Here is a 16,894-nt window from a genome sequence, read left to right as displayed (position 1 = left end):
ACCCCCTAGTAGGAACTAGGCCTACGCGCTTTTCCGCCCGTTTATCTACACTTCGTAATCCACAATCACCGGAGCATGGTCGGATGCGCCTTTGCCCTGACGCTCTTCGATGTCGATGAATCCGGCGGACGCCTTTGCCGCGAGGTCGGGGGAGGCGAGCTGGAAGTCGATGCGCATGCCCTCATCCTTGAAAAAGCGGCCAGCCTTGTAATCCCAGTAGGTCCACTGGTTTGGGGTGAATTGGCGAGTTACTTCCTTCATGCCCGCCTGCTCCAGCGCATAGAAAGCTGCGCGTTCAGGCGGTGTGACGTGTGTTTTCCCTGCGAAGGCTGCCATTGACCAGACATCGCCGTCGGTCGGGGCAATGTTGAAGTCGCCGCCCATCATGAAGGTGGCCTCCGGGTCGTCGTCAAGCGTGGCGATGATGTGCTGACGGAGCCGCTCCAGAAATTCGAGCTTGTACTCGAAGTGCGGGTCGGTGATGTCGCGGCCGTTCGGGATGTAGAGGCTATGGACGCGCACGCCACCGCAGGTAGCGGCGATATGGCGGGCCTCCAATGCGGGAGTTGCGTCGGGGTCCTTGTTGAAACCCGGCTGACCGGGGAACTCTGCCTGGATGTCCTCAAGGCCGACGCGGGAGATGATGGCAACGCCATTCCACTGATTCAGGCCGTGGTGGGCGACTTGGTATCCCAGCTCTTCAAAAGCAGCGGTGGGGAATTGGTCGTCCTTGCACTTGGTTTCCTGGACGGCCAGGACATCAATGTCATTCCGGCGCAGCATTTCCACCATTCGGTCGAGGCGAGTTCGAGCCGAATTGACGTTCCAGACACAGATTTGCATATCAACGATTGTAAAAGGGGAACGAAACGGCGGCCTCATGCGTTGAACAAAGCAGTGACAAAATAGGCGGACAAAAACGGATAAGGTGGGCGGAAGCCCGGTAGGAAAGGGAGTTTCGAGGTTGGCTAACTGGGACGATCGCCGTTACGGCGGCGAGTACAGTCCGACGGATTACCTGGGTAGTAGTGGCAGGAACGCTTATCGGGAACACGACGCATATGCGGCGTACGATGCGGCAATGCCGTATCAGGAAGTGCCATATCCGGTAGCAAACATTCCGGTCGGCTATGAAAGCGGGTACCCCGCTAGCTATGGGGTGTCTTCCTTCGGTGAGCTCAGTGCTAATCCCAAAGTCGCGCCGCTGACCGCTCAAATGGCAGTACACCTGGGCTTTGACCCCAATCTGGCCAATGGCTCAGTGGCACGTCGTGGTGGTGCGCTGTTGGTGGATTCTGTCATCTACACTGCATTGATTGCCTCCATTGCAGTTCTCACTAGCATCGTGGGGACATCGGACAGCGGCGTAATGGTGATGCTGATCAGCCTCTTCCTCGGTCCCGGTGGTTTTTACCTCTACCGCGTGGCGGGGGACTCCATCTTCGACGGGTCGCCGGGTAAACACGCCATGGGCATGAAAATCGAAGGTGCACACGGGATGCCAGTCTCAGCCCGCGATGGTTTTGTGCGCAATGCCTGGATTCTGCCGTCGATGATTCCGGTCGCCGGTTGGTTTGTCTCTGCGGGCCTGGCCGGCTGGATTGCAATGGCTGCCTCACGCGATCCGCTGGGGAGAGGTCGTCATGAACTCTCGGTCCACACCCGTGTGGTGGAAAAGCCGGAGACGCGCGAGCTGCCGCGTGGGCAGCGCCGCATGGGCAATCGCATGGGTAGCAAAGAGCAGCAGGGCAAGCAGCTGAAGCGGATTAAAAGGGTTAAGCGCGGGAAGTAGGGCAATCAGGGCGAGCAGCGCAGGGCCGAAACGTAACCCCCGGCCCCTAAGCCCCTGTCAGCTCCGCGTAGCGGTGCCGGTGGTGCTCGGTAAAACCGAGTGTCCGGTACAGCGCAATGCCAGCCTCATTTGAGCCCAATACCTGCAGATATGCAGAATCTGCCCCGTGTTGTGTGCCCCAGTGCATCATGTGAATTCCCAGTAGGGTGCCAAGTCCTCGGCGGCGCATATCGGCTGCGACTTCCACAGCGGAGAACCCGAGCCACACACGGCCGTCGTCCGATTCGGTCAGCGTGCCGCGCGTAATGGCTACCGTGCGTATGCCTTCAGGCGCATTGTTGTCAGGCACTTGCAGGCGTCCGAAGCACATGCGGCCATCAATTTCATTGCGCAGAAGCTGTAGTGCATGCTCGGGCAGCGTGGTACCGCGGAAATGGTAGAGCCCCAGCCAGTCGTCGTCAGGTTGATCAGCGATATCCACCTGCACGTCTGCAAGCTCGACGCTGTGCTCATCGAGCACCTGTACGGCGCTGTGCTCATCAAGCACCTGTACGGCGCTGTGCGATTCAGCTGCCAATTCAGCAGGCGGCAAATCCCCATCGAGTGAGCGCGTCATAACCACAATGTCCGGCCCGACCGTCCACTCCGGCCCCGCGACCAGCGCCTGTGCAGGTTTGGCGATTCTATCCGGAATCGCAATCCGCACCGGCAAATCGTGGGAATCGTAAAACGACTTAATCTTCTCCAACGGCACCGGCTGAGTGCTGGCTCCGGGTTCGAGCGGCAGCGCGGAGTTGGAACGCTCCGTAATGCCATCGCCGGCTCGCAGCAGCCAGCCCGACTCCACCACATGCGCGATACCCGGGAAGGCCTTCGCTGTCGCAGTTTCCACGGCGCGAATATCCGAATTGCGCACCGGATGATCCGGCAGGGCCTTCACAATCAAAATGTGCTTATCGCTAAAGTCCACCGCTGCCACGGATTCGTCGGCACGCACGCCAGCACGAACCTGCGGACGCACGACGAACGGATCCATGCTGAGCACATGCCCAATGACGTCCGTAGTCTTCTTGCCGCTGGCCAATGCTTCTTCATCGGTCAGCGCGTGCCGCACAATGACACGACGTCCCACCGCCACTTCACCGACGCCCCAGCGGGAAATCGGTAGCTTCTGTGCTGCATTTTCGCTTGCCGACGACTCCAATTGCCTATCCGCCACGATCTAATCCTCGTGGCCGAACGGATCCGGATCCACGCCCGGCATCCAGGTCAGGCCGCCCTCGGTCCAACCGGCGCGCTTGATTTCCTTCTTGGCCATGCGCTTCCAACGACCGGTGAGGCAATCGGTGTAGAGGAACCCATCCAGGTGGCCGACCTCGTGCTGCATGCAGCGGGCGAAGAAACCGGTGGCCTCGATGCGGACCTCTTCGCCGTTTTCATCCAGGCCGGTGACAACAGCCTTCTCCGCACGGTTGGTGGGGAAGGACAGGCCGGGCACAGAGAGGCAACCTTCGTCATCGGAGCCGTCGTCGTTAGGCATAGTCTTCGGGATTTCACTGGTGGTCAGCACCGGATTGATGACGCAGCCGCGGTGCCAGACATCGTCGTCATCGGGGCAGTTGTAGACGAACAGACGCTTGCCGACACCCACCTGGTTGGCAGCCAGCCCCACACCGTGGGCGCGGTCCATGGTTTCGTACATGTCCTCGATGAGCTCACGCAGCTCGGAGGCATCCTCGGTCACCGGCTGGGTAGGAGTGTGGAGAACGGGGTCTCCGGCAATCACAATGGGACGGATAGTCATGCCGCTGATTCTACTCGGCGTCCATGTTTTCTAAATCGCCTGGTGATGCCTGAGTTGTGTCAGGGAGTTGTAGGTGGGGCGTAGGTGAGGCTGGGTGGCTAGATCTGACGATGTATCTTCACTAAGTATCTGCATAGACAGTGTCGTGCAGAATAGAGGATCAGGGCGAGCGAGAAGGAAAGCGGGGTGCGGAAAGTGGTGAACAAGAAGCCCATAGGTGGCAGCCACGAACCTGAGGCCGAGCGGCGGCTTGACTCATCCGAGCATCTCGGACTCGTGGGTGATACCAGCGGCATTGAACCCGTTTTGGCTCAGAAAATGCTGGATTTTGAGAAAGAATGGCTGAAAGTTGCCCGCCGTGGACCGCGTATGGCCGGTGCGCGGCAGGAGGCAATTCGGCGTCGCTTTGCCGAGGGCTTTGGAAACAACACAATCCGCTACCACCAGGTACTTTCGCGACTTCTCGACTCTCCAGCAGCCGAAGCAGCCGAACCCGTGTTGGTTCATCGGCTGCGCGCCGTGCGGGACAACCACGACGCATAAGGTTCAAGTTTCACTTCACGGTTCGGCGGCAGAACATATAGGATGTGGGATGTGTCTGACCAACTAAACCCTCAGAATTCGCCGCGTCCGGGCCGTCATCGACTCGATGACGACTACGACGACTTCGATGAGTACAGCGATTACGCGGAGGCTCCCGCCGCTGGCGGCGCTCACGCGTACTCCGAGCCGTCGGATGCTCAACACGCAGCTCCCAGATCTGCGGCCTCGGCCGCTGGCGCAGCCGCTGCTGGTGCTACCGCTGCCGCCACTACCGGTGCTGGCTCTCGGGCTGCTGCTAGCAATTCCGCAGCTGCTGATGGTGCTGATGACGGCGACATCGGCGACGGTGCCGGTGATGGCCGCTACATGCGCGTTCTCGCTATCGTGCTGCTCGCTATCGGCGTGTGCCTGGTCGCCTACGGTGCCTACGCACTCAGCACGCGTGGCGACGATGCTGAGAACACCGGCCAGAATGACACCTCGGCATCCGCTCCGGCTGACTCTGGTGCGCCTGCTGACTCGGCCAACGGCAGTGATCCGGCAAAGGATGGTGCTGCTGGAGATGGTGACGGCGAGGTCCTGCCACCGCCGGCAAACGAGCCAGGCAAACCGGTTCCTCCCGCGGAGAATCCGCCGGCACAGGATGAGGCCAACGAAGCGCCACAGATTGACCGCAAGACTGTCAAGGTCAGTGTCCTGAACAACTCTGAGGTCGTGGGCCTTGCCGATGACCTGTCCAAGCAGATGGGCGAGCAGGGCTGGGGTGTCGGCGAGACCGGCAACGCTCCTGAAGAGAAGATGGGTGTGTGGGAGAAGACCACCGTCTACTTCGACCCGAGGAACGAAGAGGAAAAGGCCGCTGCTGAGCAGATCGCGCACGACAACGGTTGGGAAGCCGCACCTCGCGATGACCGTCTCCGGGACGCTCCGGCGGGAATCGTCGTGGTCGCCACTGACCCGGCTCACTAGACTCCCGGCCCACCGAACTTCGGTCTCTCACTAAGGTCTGCGGCCTAAGCGTCAAGACCTGCCACCGTGGTACGAAGCCCTCCCATAGCTTCCCAAGCCCCGCGTAAGCCACACATTTCATGGCTTAGGCGGGGCTTTTGCATATTTTGCAGTCTCAAACAGATCACGGCTGAAAAAGGGGTACTAGTATTCTGCTAGTAGCCAGTGAGGTCTGTGAGGTTTTTATGTTCGCCGTAATGCGTCGTCGCGTTGCTGTCGCCACCGCGTTGGGTTGTGCTGCAACACTGTTGGTTTCCTGCTCAGGGGTTGAATCCAGCAGTGACAAAGACGGGAACGCGGACGCGTCGTCAAGCACTGCGCCAGTGAGCGTAGATCCGGCTGCACCGAAGCTGACCGAGCGAGTCAGCGCCTATAACTTCATCCGCACAAACGACGACGGATCAATGAAAATGCTGGCAACTGTACAGGTCATGAGTGCCAAGGGGTGGATGGGTCTTTCCGACGAAAAAGGTCAGTTCACTACCTTGGATAAGGGTAAGTACACAGTGCAGGCGCGCGGTGCATCTGGCTGCAGTGGCATAGGCAGTCCCGCAGCTCAGGGGTTAGGTGTCATCGGCGAAGTGCACGTCGATGACAAACGGAATGCAGATGTCTGGAACGTTCCGTCCAAGGTGGATGAAGACAGTTTCACCACAGTTGCGCTTGTCGATTCCAACGGTGACCTTGCCTCCTGCGCAAAAACCGTCACCTGGACGGAGCCAACTGAGGAAAACGACTCCTAGTGTGAAAAAATAGCGGTATGACTGAGCAATTTTCCGGATCGGCGCAGCCATCTCTGGGAGTGGAATGGGAAGTGGCGTTCGTTGACCGACGAACGCGCGACACCGCCCCCGCTGCCGCCGAGGTGCTCGACATCATCGATGCGGAGCATCCCGGACATGGGCTCCAGCGCGAGTTCCTCGCCAACACTGTAGAGCTCGTCACCGGTGTGCACATGAACGTGCCCGATGCCGTAGCGGAGCTCCAAAGCCAGCTGGATATGGTTCTCGACGCCGCTGACCGCGTTGGGGTGGATGTGTGGTCATCGGGCTCGCATCCGTTCGCCCGCGGTACTGCTCAGCAGGTCAGTGCCAAGGGGCACTACTCCGAAATCATCAACCGCACTCAGTGGTGGGGGAACCAGATGATTATCTGGGGAGTCCACGTCCACGTAGGCATTAAAGACTCCGAACGCGTTTGGCCGATTATTCAGGCTCTGGCAACGAAGCTGCCGCACATGTTGGCGCTGTCTGCCTCCTCACCGGCCTGGAACGGCGAGGACATGGGTTACGCTTCCAACCGAAGCCTGCTCTACCAGCAGCTTCCCACCGCGGGTCAGCCGCCGGCGATTTACACGTGGCCCGAGTGGGAGTCCTACATGCACGACCAGTCCCGCTCCGGCGTCATCAATCACACCGGCTCGATGCACTTGGACATTCGCCCGGCATCAAAGTACGGCACCATTGAGATTCGTGTCGCTGACGCTACCTCTAACCTGCAGGAACTCGCCGCTATCGTGGCATTGACGCACTGCCTGACGGTTTACTACGACCGCATGTGGGAGGCTGGCGAGGAACTACCGTCACTGCAGTCCTGGCACATCGCCGAAAACAAGTGGCGCGCCGCTCGCTACGGGATGGACGCGTTGGTCATCGTCAATCGCGATACCGACGAGCGGTGGGTTCGCGATGAACTCCGTGAGCTTGTGGTTCAGCTCGCCCCGCTTGCCGACGAACTGGGCTGCCGAGCCGAACTGGAATTCGTCAACAACATCGTGGAAATGGGCGCGGCATACGAGCGTCAGCGCACTGTGGCGGATGCGGCCGGGGCGCTGCCTTCCATGGCTACCGAGGACGACGTACGAGCGAACGAAGAGCGCATTGGCCACACCCCGTGGCGGGCCGCTGTGGATCTTGCAGTGCAGGAACTGCGCGCCGGGCATCCGATAGCGCCTGCAGATTTCCACGAGCAGGTGAGCGACTAGCCGTCGTTAAGCGGTGTGTGCCTAGACAAAAATAGTGACTAGGCTTATAGCACTTTTGAGGTGCATAAACCTAGTCACTTTGTCATAAACCCAGTCAGTGACTTAAGGCCATTGTCCTCTCGTTATTCCCGGCTGTCATCGCGGGCCACGCTGTCCTCGTCGACGAGCCTCTCCTTGAACGCCTCGTGGCCAACGCGGTTACTAACAATCGGCGATGTACCCAGAGCAAACAGGATAATCAGGGTCAACAGAGCCAAGTCACTGCTAGTAGTTGTGTGAGCTGACGCGTGCGTGGCGACGTGTACAAGCGAGCCCGACAGCGTCAAAATTAGCCCCAGTGTTTGTGGCTTGGAGGATGCGTGCATCCGACTGATGGTGTCGCGGAAGCGTATCAATCCCACGGACGCTGCAACGCACAGTAGCATTCCGGTGAGAATCAGTGTGATGGCGATAATGTCTGCCACGAGAATCATTTGGATTCTCCCTTCGCTGTTTTCGGAGCCGTTGTCGGTGTTGCCTTAGGCGCCGCTTTCTGTGCGGTTTTCTTTGTGGCGACCTTTCCGGTTGCTTTCGTCGCACCCTTCCGGGAGCTCTTTGCGGGCTGCTTTCCGTCATCCGGAACACGGAACTTGGCGACCGCCAGCGAAGACAGGAAACCGAGCAGCGCAATGATGAGCATTGGGTAGACCACCGAAGTGTCCAAGCTCCAGGCCATGAACGCAGCGAGCATGCCCTGCAGCATTGCAGTCGTCGACTCCAGCGCCACCAGGCGGTCCAGCGAGTTTGGACCGGCAATCATGTGCCCGAGGGTAATCATCACCGCAATGAAATAGCCTGCGGCAGCCACTCCGAGCAGAGTGTTAAAAACTTCCGGGTTCATCGGCTACTCCTTTCGCTGCTCTTGTCACTGCTCACCTGGTTGTCACTTGGCACCGACTTGGTCGGTTGCTCGTTGACATCGCGGTTTTCAAACGCCCGAATAACCCGACGCTCGATTCGAGTCAGCTGGTTGATTTGCTCGGCTACCTTGCTCGTCGACGACGCGTCGAGAATGTGCATGGTCAGCGTCTTTTCCCGCTTGTCGATGTCCACGATGATTCCGCCCGGCTGCAAGTTAATCAGTGCCATTGCAGTCGTGAGCGAAATATCGTCATTGGTGCGCATAGGGACCTTGATGATGGCCGTCGGTGGTGGATCAGCTCGTCGGATGGCCAGCCAGGAGACACTGATTGAGGCCTTCACAAAGTCGATTGTCCAGGAACCGAACAGTCGCACCATGCCACCGAAGTTGATGTCCAGCGCGCTGTTTGGCGGGATAGGCATGGCGAGGTTGAGCAACGTGGCTACCAGGATTCCCGAAAGCACATTGGCAAATGTCACCTCGCCCCACAGCATGACCCAAATAATCACTGTGAATAAGAAGAGCAGGATTGAAATACGTGGTGGTCGCTTTGCAGCCACCTTGGCGCGCGCTTTACTCATCAGCTTTCACCTGCTCCTTCCAGCGTGCTGGTGGCACGTTCGGTCGCTGAATCCGACTTCCATGGGCTCTTGGTGCGGCCTGGGTTTTCCAGCTGCTCCAGGCCCTTGTCATCGGCCGAGTCGATACCGAGGACCGCTGCGCGGTACTCATCAACATTCGCGACGTTGCTTGCCGCTTCGGTAGCCACATTGGACAGTGGCCCGGCCAGAACGGTAACCCCCACAGAGGCAATCACCAGCAGGGCCGTCGGCATCACCATGCCGAGTGGCATCTTGCCGACGTCGTCACGCTCTGCGATAGCAACCATCTGAGTCCTTTCCCGGAGCGCGGCTGGCTGCGCAAGCACGGTGTCGCCCTCGGGGGCGTCGGAACGGTCGCGCCAGAAGGCCTTCGACCAGACGAGAATCATGGTGTAGAGGGTCAGCAGGCTGGTGATGATAGATCCCGCAACCAGAATCCATGCGGTGGCGGATCCGTTCTGTGCGCCGGCCTCGATGAGCATGACCTTGCCCAGGAAGCCTGAGAACGGTGGGATACCACCGAGGTTGAGCGCGGGCACGAGGTATAGCAACGCCAGCAGCGGCGACGTCTTGGCCAGGCTACCGAGGCTGCGCAGGGAGGACGAGCCCGCCTGGCGCTCGATAAGCCCGACCACCAGGAACAATGCCGTCTGCACCAGAATGTGGTGGACGATGTAGAAAATCGCGCCGCCGAGTCCCAGCGTATTGCCGACGGCAATACCGAAGATCATGTATCCGATGTGGGATACCAGCGTAAAAGACAAGAGACGTTTAATGTCATTTTGGGCCATGGCACCGAGAATGCCCATGAGCATTGTCGCTAGGCCAGCCCACATCAGGACGTCGTCAAGCCTGCCGTCTGGGAAAACGACACTGCGCGTGCGGATGATCGCGTAGACACCCACCTTCGTCAGCAGCCCCGCGAAGACCGCGGTAACCATCGACGGTGCGGTGGGGTAGGAGTCTGGCAACCACGCCGACAGCGGGAACACCGCCGCCTTCACTGCGAAGGCGACGAGCAGCACTGCGAAGATCGCGGTGCGGGTGCCATCGGGGATGTCCTCCATGCGCAGGGAAATGTGTGCGAAGTTCACCGTGCCGACCGCTTGATAAACCAGGCCAATCGCCAGCAGGAACACCATCGAGGACAACATGTTGACCATCACATACGACACGCCTGCGCGAATGCGTGACGACGATGCCCCCAGCGTGAGCAACACGTAGGAGGCTACGAGCAGAACCTCGAAGCCGACGTACATGTTGAACAGATCGCCGGCCAGGAAGGCCATGGAGACGCCCATGTTGAGCAGCATGTACGTCGGAACGAAGACGGAGATCGGCTCATCTTCGTCACCATCGCTAATACCCTGGCCGATGCCGAACCACATCACGGCAAAGAGGACCAGCTGAGAGACGGTGATCATCAACACTGCGAGGTTGTCGGCTACGAGCGTGATGCCGATTGGTGCGTCCCAGCCGCCCACCTGGACCGTGTGGACGCCGTGCGCGTAGATGAGATACACCAAGGCGCTGGCGACTCCCAGCAGGCTGCCGAGCGAGATTAGCGCGATCGCCTGCTGTGCTTTGGGAAAACGTGCCAGCAGCAGAGCAATTGCGGCGGTGGCGGCGGGGACGATGATAGGCAGCGGAATTAGTGCCAGAATTATTTGCTCAGTCGTCATCGTCGTCACCTCCTGGGGAGTTTGATGGCGGGGTCACGGGCTTTTCGAAACTGGCCGGACCGAAGCTATCGCCGGCCTCTGTGGGACGACCGGTGGTGGGATCGTCGGACTTGTCGTGGTCCGGAGCAGCTGATGGGTCGCTGGCCCGACGCATTGCCAGGCTGCGGTCCTCGTGGTCATCTTGCACGTGATCGCCGATGCGGTAGCGGTGCTGGCGATAGAGCAGAGCCAACAGGAATGCGGTCATGCCCATGGAAATAACAATTGCGGTGAGGATAAAGGCCTGGGGCAGTGAGTCTGCCTGAGCATCGCTGACCAGCGATTCCCTATCCCAAATTGGTGGCCGTCCCGGCGAACCAGAGCCAAGCAGGATGAGCAGGTTGATACCGTTGCCCATCAGCAACAGTCCCATGAGCATCCTGGTCAACGAACGATCGAGGAACAGGTACACCCCTGTAGCAATCAGCGTGCCGACAGTTGCTAGCAGAACAAAATTGAGAATCACGGGTGTGTGTCCTTTCCTTCGGTCCTAGCTGGGGCTGTCGGTTCTGAAGCCTCTGAGGTGGCTGTGTTGGCAGAGTCTGCGGGTTTAGTGCCGGCAGGTTTAACGCTTGCGGGATTAGCGCCTGCGGACTTAACACCTGCGGGCTTAGCCGCCGCCAACTTGCTACGCAGCTGGCGGGACTGGCCGAGTGCGGCTCGATTCACACGACGTGAACGATCACGCTCAGCGCGAAGGTTTATCTGAGCATCGATGCCGCCGCCCAAACTGCGCAGGATGTAGACAATCGTGCCAACGACAATCATGTACACACCCAGGTCAAAGAGCATAGGGGAGACAACGGTGACGTCGCCGAGCAGCGGAATTTCCCGCGAGCCGTACCAGGAAGTCAGCGGAGCCCAACCCACGAACAGTGGCCATACGGCGCTAAGAGCCGACACCAGCAGACCGCCGCCGAGAAGTACCTCGGTAGGAATTGGCAGAGTTGCTGCCAGTTCACGATGCCCACCGATGAGATAACGCATGGTCAGTGCCAGCGCAGCCACGAGGCCACCTGCGAAGCCACCACCGACATCGTTGTGGCCGGCGAAGAAGAGGTAGATGGAAACCACCATCATGGCGGGGAAGAGCGCGCGCGATGCCACCAGAACCATGATTGGGTAGCGCAACCGCTCGGCTTCACCGGACTCATCGATGGTGTTCAACCAGCGGGTGTTGCGGCGAGCACGATTCCGCTGTGGCTTAATCTTTGAGCGCATGTGCATCGTGTGCGTGCGGAATACCAGCGAGGTAATCCCCAGCGCCACCATCACCAGCACGGTGATTTCACCGAAGGTATCCCAGGCGCGGATATCGACAAGAAGTACGTTGACCGCATTCTGGCCGTGCCCAATGTCGTGAGCCAGCGGCGGAATGTCGCCGGAGATTGGCTCAGTACGACGGGAGCCCATAGCGTAGGCGGCCAACACTGGGACAGTGACACCGACTGCGATGGCCAGCCATGCACGGTGTCGTATCCACCTCGGATTTGATGCCGGTGCCCGCGGCGAGAGCGTGCGCAGCACCAACACGAAAACAATCATTGAGACCGTCTCAACCAGCAGCTGCGTCAGAGCCAAATCAGGTGCACCGTACATGGCGAAGATAATGGCCAAGCCGTAGCCGGTCACACCTACCAGGATGACACCGGAGAGCCTGTTTTTCTGTTGGGTGGCGGCCAAAGCCGCGATGATCATAATCAACGCGACCGCGCCCTGCGGTGCAGAGTCCCACAGTTCCATCCGGAGCTCATCACGCTCACCGAGCAACAAGGCACCGATGGACAGCACGATGAGGGTCAGCAAAATGACCGCCTCATTCAACGGAAGGGAACCACGCTGGGTCGCAGCAGTGGCACGGAGAGAAAGACGGCGGGCCAAGTCCAGGATGCCGTCGTAAAGCGCATCGGCACTACCGAGAGCCGGCTGTTCAAACTGTAGCTGACGCACCAGTTTGCGCTGCCAGTGCATGATGCCACCTGTGATCAGAATTGTGGCTGTCAGCGCCAGAGGAAGGGTGAAACCGTGCCAGAGAGCCAGGTGCGATTCTGCTTCCGCATTCGGGTAGGCATTGGTGAGGTAGGGCGAGATAGTCGAGTCGAGGACGCGGGGAACCAGGCCGAAAACCAAACCTGCCAGCGCCAACAGCCAAGCCGGGCCAATCTGATCCCACGTCGGGGAATCCATCTCTGCCACGGCAGGGGAAGTGCCACCGCCGCTGGCGTGGGTGCTGGACTTGGTCGCAAACGCGGCGCGCAGCAGGTACAGCGAGTACGCTACGGTCAGAATCGAACCCACGACGAGGCCAATGGTGGTAAACACCGACGGCATCCCATGCAGCGGATCAGCATTGAGCGTGGCCTCCAGCGCAGCTTCCTTGGCGACGAAGCCGAAGAACGGCGGCACACCCATCATCGATGCAGCGGCGAGAATCGAAATCACCAGCAACTGCGGCGACTTTCTACCGAGCCCAGAGAGCTCACGGATATCGCGCGTACCAGTCAGCCTGTCAATTGTGCCCGCGACCATAAACAGCGCGGCCTTGAACATGGCATGGCCGAGCGTCAGTGCCAGGGCTGCCAGCATCGTCGCACGCGTGCCTATCGACGCGACTGTGATGATGAATCCCAACTGGCTGACAGTGCCATACGCCATAATCAGCTTGAGATCCTTCTGGCGCAGGGCCATCCAGCCGGCCATGATCATGGTCAAGAGGCCGAGCGGGATGATGATTGGCTGCCACGCGTTGGTGTCATTGAAGGTCGGCGCGAGCCGGGCAACCAGGAACACACCGGCTTTGACCATCGCTGCCGAATGCAGGAAGGAAGAAACCGGGGTAGGGGCGGCCATTGCACCGGGTAGCCAGAAGTGGAAGGGCGCGATAGCGGACTTCGACAGCGCACCAACGACCAGCAGGATTGCGGCCGTGGATACTGCCGTGGAGTCCAGCTGTGCCGCTGTCAGAGCGCCAGGCGCGGTGAGTTCGGAGAAGTTCCAGAAACCGGTGGTCACTCCCATCAGAACGATACCGACCAGCATGATGAGGCCACCCAGCGTCGTGACCAGGAGCGCCTGGCCTGCTGCGCGACGGGAGGAGGCGCGCTCGGCGTAGTAGCCCACCAGGAGGAAGGACAGAACCGAGGTAATTTCCCAGAAGACGAACATCAGCATGATGCTGTCGCTGATGACCAGGCCGTACATCGCCGCAGCGAAGGCGATCATTTGGGCTGCGAAGGAACCTACGCGGCGACGTTTGCCGAGTGGCGGGTTGATGAAGTAACCGGAGCAGTACACCAGTACGAGAAAGCCGATGGTCAAAACCAGCGTGCCGAAGAGCGATTCAATAGGACCTAATCGCAGGTTTACATCCAAGTGGATAATGGGCATCCACGAAAAATGCGTGACGGCGGGTTGCGTGAGTGCGGAAGTTTCCCCGTTGCCATTGTCTAGAGCTAAGCGAACGAGATGGGTGCCGGTGTAGATGGCACCGCCTGCCAGCGGGAGGCTGAGTACGAGGAACCCGCGGGTTCCGAGCCACTTAATCGTCCATGGTGCAAGCGCTGCCGTAACGAACAGGATGCACAGGAGAGAAGTCACTATTCCATAATGATTGGAACACGCCAGTTCATGCAACCCCGTTTTAGGGACTTAAGCATTTGAAGCGGTGTTAACCGAGTGTGTGAAAACGGTCAATTGTTTCTGGGAAAGTGAAAATTTGGGGGTGAGTTGTGGGGGGGGGGGCGGAAGTTGGGCATTTTTTGGGGCTTGAGCGGCTGACTGCTCAAGCCCCAAATCAGTGCCATTACTGCCCCCAACACCACCCCACCCCAAAGGTCAATACATTGAACTTGGTGATTCATTGAACTGACCACTATTCTTGGCTGCCATGAGTATTAGCGTCCAGAACTTGAGCGTGAGCTACGGCGCGAACACCGCGATTCGGAACATCAGCTTCACCCTCGACTCCCCCGGCATGCACGGCATCATCGGCCCCAACGGCTCAGGCAAATCCACCCTCATGAAGGCGATGCTCCAGATCCTGGACAAACACAACGTCCACGGCACAGGCCCCACCGGCGCCCCTGCCGGCTACCCCGTCACCCTCGACGGCAAGGCCCCCGCCGAGCAGCGCCGCGCAATCGCTTATATCGAGCAGCGCTCTGACCTCGACCGCAACTTCCCCACCAGCGTCTTCGACACCGTCCTGATGGGCACTTACCCGCGCCTGGGTCTTTTCCACCGCCCCGGCAAGGCCGAACGCGAAGCAGCCACCCAGGCTCTCAAGGACGTCGACATGTGGGACTTTCGCCACCGCCACATCAGCGAACTCTCGGGCGGACAGTTCCAGCGCGTCCTCTTTGCCCGCGCCATCGTCCAGGACGCGGAGTACATCTTCCTGGACGAGCCCTTCGTCGGCATCGACGTCCCCAGCGAGAAGACGATCGTGACCCTGCTGCGGCAGATGGCGGACGCGGGCAAGCACGTCGTCGTCGTGCACCACGACATGAACACGGTGCGCGGCTACTACAACGACCTCATCGTCCTCAACGGCGAGCTCGTCGCGGCGGGTCCCACCGAGGAGGTCTTCGTCCCCGACGTGCTGCAGAAGGCCTTCGGCGCGCTCGTCATCCGCGAGCCGTCAGCACCAGCCCACCCCACGCCACGGCAGGCAGCCCTCCAGGAGGAGACAGCATGATCGCGGAGTTCCTCGACTCACTACTCAGCCACGGCTACCTGCAAAAAGCGCTGATCACCTCGGTGATCGTGGGCGTGGCCTGCGGCATCGTCGGCAGCTTCATCGTGCTGCGCGGCATGGCCCTGATCGGCGACGCCATCTCGCACGCCGTACTACCGGGGGTCGCGGCCTCCTACCTGCTCGGCACGAACCTCTTCCTCGGGGCGGTGGTCGCGGGTCTACTCGCCACACTGGCGATCGGGCTGATCAGCGAACGCTCCACTGTGAAGAACGATTCGGCGATCGGCATCGTCTTTTCCACCTTCTTCGCGATCGGCGTGCTGCTCATGGCGAAAGCGCAGACGGCGACGGATCTGACGGAGATCCTCTTCGGCAACGTCCTGACCGTTCAGGACGCCGACCGCAACCTCTCGATCGGTATTGCCGCTGCCGTGCTGATTCTCACGCTGGTCTTTTACAAGGAGCTCAAGCTCAGCACCTTCGACCCCGTCATGGCGCAGTCGGCTGGCGTGCCCGTGCGGGCAATCCACTACGGGCTGATGGTGGTGCTCACGCTGGTGACGGTCATTTCCCTGCAGACGGTGGGCGTGATCCTGGTGGTCTCCCTGCTGATCACTCCGGCGTCGGCGGCGTACCTGCTGACGAACCGGCTGGGAGTGATGATCGGGTTTTCAGTGGCGATCTCGGCGCTCAGCTCCGTAGTGGGGCTGTTCCTGAGCTATAGCTACAACGTGTCCTCCGGCGTGACGATCGTGCTGACCGCCAGCGCGCTGTTCCTGCTGGCTTTCCTCTTCGCGCCAGGCAAGGGACTGATTGCTCGCTCGCTGGGCAATAAGCCACTGGCCGCGCTGTTGGCCCTCCTGGTGGGCGGTGCCCTCGTGTTCGGGGCCGTGACCTTCTCGACGGAGGAGAAGGCAGACGGTGAGCAGCTGAACGTCGTCACCACCTTCACGCTGCTGGCGGACCTGGTGGAGGAGATCGGCGGCGAGGCGGTGGACGTCCATAACCTCGTGCCGACCGGCACGGACCCGCACGACTACGCCCCCCTGCCCGCGGACCTGGATGCGACGAGCGACGCCGACCTGCTGTTCTACAACGGGCTGAACCTCGAGGGCGGTGAGCACGGCTGGCTCGCGAAACTGAAAAACACCGCGGGCCTGGACGATTCCCAGATGGTCGAGGCCACCAAGGGCGTGGAACCGAAGTACCTCAAGGACGAAAAGGGCAATCAGGAGATCAACCCGCACGCCTTCCTGGACCCGACCGTCGGCATCGCGATGGCCGAGAACGTGACCGCGGCGCTGGCCGAGGCCCTGCCCGAGCGTGCCGAGCACATCGAGGAGAAGGGGGCGGAGTACAAGGCCATGCTGGAGAGCATCGACGCCGACTACCGCGAGCAGATCGGTGCGCTGCCGAAGGAGGATCGTGTGCTCGTGGCCAGTGAACATGCCTTCCAATACATGGTCGACACCTACGGCATGGAGCAGCTGTATATCTGGCAGATCGACACGGATGAAAACGGCTCCCCCGCGCAGATCGGACACCTCGTGCGCCAGCTGAAGGACAAGCGCCCGAAGCACCTGTTCGTGGAGTCGAACGTGGATACGCGCCCCATGAAGACCGTCTCGAAGGAGGCCGGGATTCCGATCTTCGACGAGCCACTGCACTCCGATGAGCTCGGCAAGCCGGGCACGGTCGCGGGAACCTACGAGGATTTCCTGCGCAGCAACTTGAAGACCATGATCGCGGGGCTGAAGCGCTAAAACGCGAATGCTCGAGGCCCACATGCGTTGGGCTTCCCCGGTCGCATTCCCGTTACCTTGTGAGTGTCCCCGATAATGGG

16 protein-coding genes are annotated in these 16,894 nt (G+C 60.2%); 7 read left to right on the top strand and 9 right to left on the bottom strand.

Features of this window, described 5'->3' with window-relative positions; translation table 11 throughout:
- Positions 1-45: 45 nt before the first annotated feature.
- Positions 46-843, bottom strand: a complete 798-nt coding sequence (locus tag HMPREF3130_RS04130; protein ID WP_070429379.1) for an exodeoxyribonuclease III — start codon at positions 841-843, stop codon at positions 46-48.
- Positions 844-964: 121 nt separating this feature from the next.
- Here HMPREF3130_RS04130 and HMPREF3130_RS04125 point away from each other — a divergent pair, with 121 nt between their 5' ends.
- Positions 965-1,792 carry an RDD family protein gene (locus tag HMPREF3130_RS04125; protein WP_222865185.1) on the top strand — a complete coding sequence of 276 codons (828 nt, stop codon included), beginning with the start codon at positions 965-967 and terminating at the stop codon, positions 1,790-1,792.
- Positions 1,793-1,838: 46 nt separating this feature from the next.
- Here the strand turns inward: HMPREF3130_RS04125 and HMPREF3130_RS04120 are convergent, their stop codons facing one another.
- Together HMPREF3130_RS04120 and HMPREF3130_RS04115 are read right to left on the bottom strand one after the other, a co-directional pair.
- Positions 1,839-3,011, bottom strand: coding sequence for an N-acetylglutamate synthase, CG3035 family (locus HMPREF3130_RS04120; protein ID WP_049193790.1), 1,173 nt, complete (start codon positions 3,009-3,011; stop codon positions 1,839-1,841).
- A 3-nt stretch (positions 3,012-3,014) separates the two neighbouring features.
- Complete coding sequence (locus HMPREF3130_RS04115; protein ID WP_070429378.1) at positions 3,015-3,596, bottom strand: peptide deformylase; 582 nt, start codon at positions 3,594-3,596, stop codon at positions 3,015-3,017.
- 195 nt (positions 3,597-3,791) lie between these two features.
- Between HMPREF3130_RS04115 and HMPREF3130_RS04110 the strand changes: the two genes are divergently transcribed.
- The 4 genes from HMPREF3130_RS04110 (at position 3,792) to HMPREF3130_RS04095 (ending at position 7,131) form a co-directional block, all read left to right on the top strand.
- Entirely contained in the window at positions 3,792-4,139 is a 348-nt protein-coding gene (locus tag HMPREF3130_RS04110) for a DUF3263 domain-containing protein (protein ID WP_246815106.1), read from the top strand.
- Positions 4,140-4,190: 51 nt separating this feature from the next.
- The gene (locus HMPREF3130_RS04105; protein WP_070429425.1) at positions 4,191-5,108 is read left to right on the top strand and encodes a LytR C-terminal domain-containing protein; all 918 of its coding nucleotides are present in this window, start codon (positions 4,191-4,193) and stop codon (positions 5,106-5,108) included.
- Positions 5,109-5,332: 224 nt separating this feature from the next.
- Positions 5,333-5,890: a hypothetical protein gene (locus HMPREF3130_RS04100; RefSeq protein WP_070429376.1), complete on the top strand. Its 558-nt coding sequence runs from the start codon at positions 5,333-5,335 to the stop codon at positions 5,888-5,890.
- A 17-nt stretch (positions 5,891-5,907) separates the two neighbouring features.
- On the top strand, positions 5,908-7,131 hold the full coding sequence (locus HMPREF3130_RS04095; protein WP_069358946.1) for a glutamate--cysteine ligase: 1,224 nt from the start codon (positions 5,908-5,910) through the stop codon (positions 7,129-7,131).
- Positions 7,132-7,253: 122 nt separating this feature from the next.
- Here the strand turns inward: HMPREF3130_RS04095 and HMPREF3130_RS04090 are convergent, their stop codons facing one another.
- Genes HMPREF3130_RS04090 through HMPREF3130_RS04065 form a run of 6 tightly spaced genes read right to left on the bottom strand, consistent with a single transcriptional unit; the run spans position 7,254 to position 13,952 of the window.
- On the bottom strand, positions 7,254-7,604 hold the full coding sequence (locus tag HMPREF3130_RS04090) for a monovalent cation/H(+) antiporter subunit G (protein WP_069358945.1): 351 nt from the start codon (positions 7,602-7,604) through the stop codon (positions 7,254-7,256).
- Positions 7,601-8,011: a monovalent cation/H+ antiporter complex subunit F gene (locus tag HMPREF3130_RS04085; RefSeq protein WP_069358944.1), complete on the bottom strand. Its 411-nt coding sequence runs from the start codon at positions 8,009-8,011 to the stop codon at positions 7,601-7,603. Before HMPREF3130_RS04085 ends, HMPREF3130_RS04090 begins: the two co-directional genes overlap by 4 nt.
- Positions 8,008-8,613 (bottom strand): Na+/H+ antiporter subunit E, encoded by a 606-nt coding sequence (locus HMPREF3130_RS04080; protein ID WP_070429375.1) that lies wholly within the window; start codon positions 8,611-8,613, stop codon positions 8,008-8,010. The genes HMPREF3130_RS04085 and HMPREF3130_RS04080 overlap by 4 nt, the downstream gene beginning before the upstream one ends.
- Positions 8,613-10,316, bottom strand: coding sequence for a Na+/H+ antiporter subunit D (locus tag HMPREF3130_RS04075; protein ID WP_049193797.1), 1,704 nt, complete (start codon positions 10,314-10,316; stop codon positions 8,613-8,615). The genes HMPREF3130_RS04080 and HMPREF3130_RS04075 overlap by 1 nt, the downstream gene beginning before the upstream one ends.
- A complete protein-coding gene (locus tag HMPREF3130_RS04070; protein ID WP_048760372.1) occupies positions 10,306-10,821 on the bottom strand; it encodes a Na(+)/H(+) antiporter subunit C in 516 nt (171 codons plus the stop codon). Before HMPREF3130_RS04070 ends, HMPREF3130_RS04075 begins: the two co-directional genes overlap by 11 nt.
- The gene (locus HMPREF3130_RS04065) at positions 10,818-13,952 is read right to left on the bottom strand and encodes a Na+/H+ antiporter subunit A (RefSeq protein ID WP_318155832.1); all 3,135 of its coding nucleotides are present in this window, start codon (positions 13,950-13,952) and stop codon (positions 10,818-10,820) included. Before HMPREF3130_RS04065 ends, HMPREF3130_RS04070 begins: the two co-directional genes overlap by 4 nt.
- A gap of 289 nt (positions 13,953-14,241) precedes the next feature.
- On the opposite strand from HMPREF3130_RS04065, the gene HMPREF3130_RS04060 reads away from it, so the two are divergent.
- Together HMPREF3130_RS04060 and HMPREF3130_RS04055 are read left to right on the top strand one after the other, a co-directional pair.
- Positions 14,242-15,051, top strand: a complete 810-nt coding sequence (locus tag HMPREF3130_RS04060) for a metal ABC transporter ATP-binding protein (RefSeq protein ID WP_035006260.1) — start codon at positions 14,242-14,244, stop codon at positions 15,049-15,051.
- On the top strand, positions 15,048-16,814 hold the full coding sequence (locus HMPREF3130_RS04055; protein WP_246815105.1) for a metal ABC transporter solute-binding protein, Zn/Mn family: 1,767 nt from the start codon (positions 15,048-15,050) through the stop codon (positions 16,812-16,814). The genes HMPREF3130_RS04060 and HMPREF3130_RS04055 overlap by 4 nt, the downstream gene beginning before the upstream one ends.
- The last annotated feature ends 80 nt before the right edge of the window (positions 16,815-16,894 follow it).

The sequence above is a fragment of the Corynebacterium sp. HMSC14B06 genome (assembly GCF_001807075.1).
In the GTDB taxonomy this organism is placed as follows: Bacteria; Actinomycetota; Actinomycetes; order Mycobacteriales; family Mycobacteriaceae; genus Corynebacterium; species Corynebacterium jeikeium_D.
The sequence above is the reverse complement of the archived record's forward strand: the minus strand, read 5'-3'. Positions and strand labels throughout refer to the sequence as shown.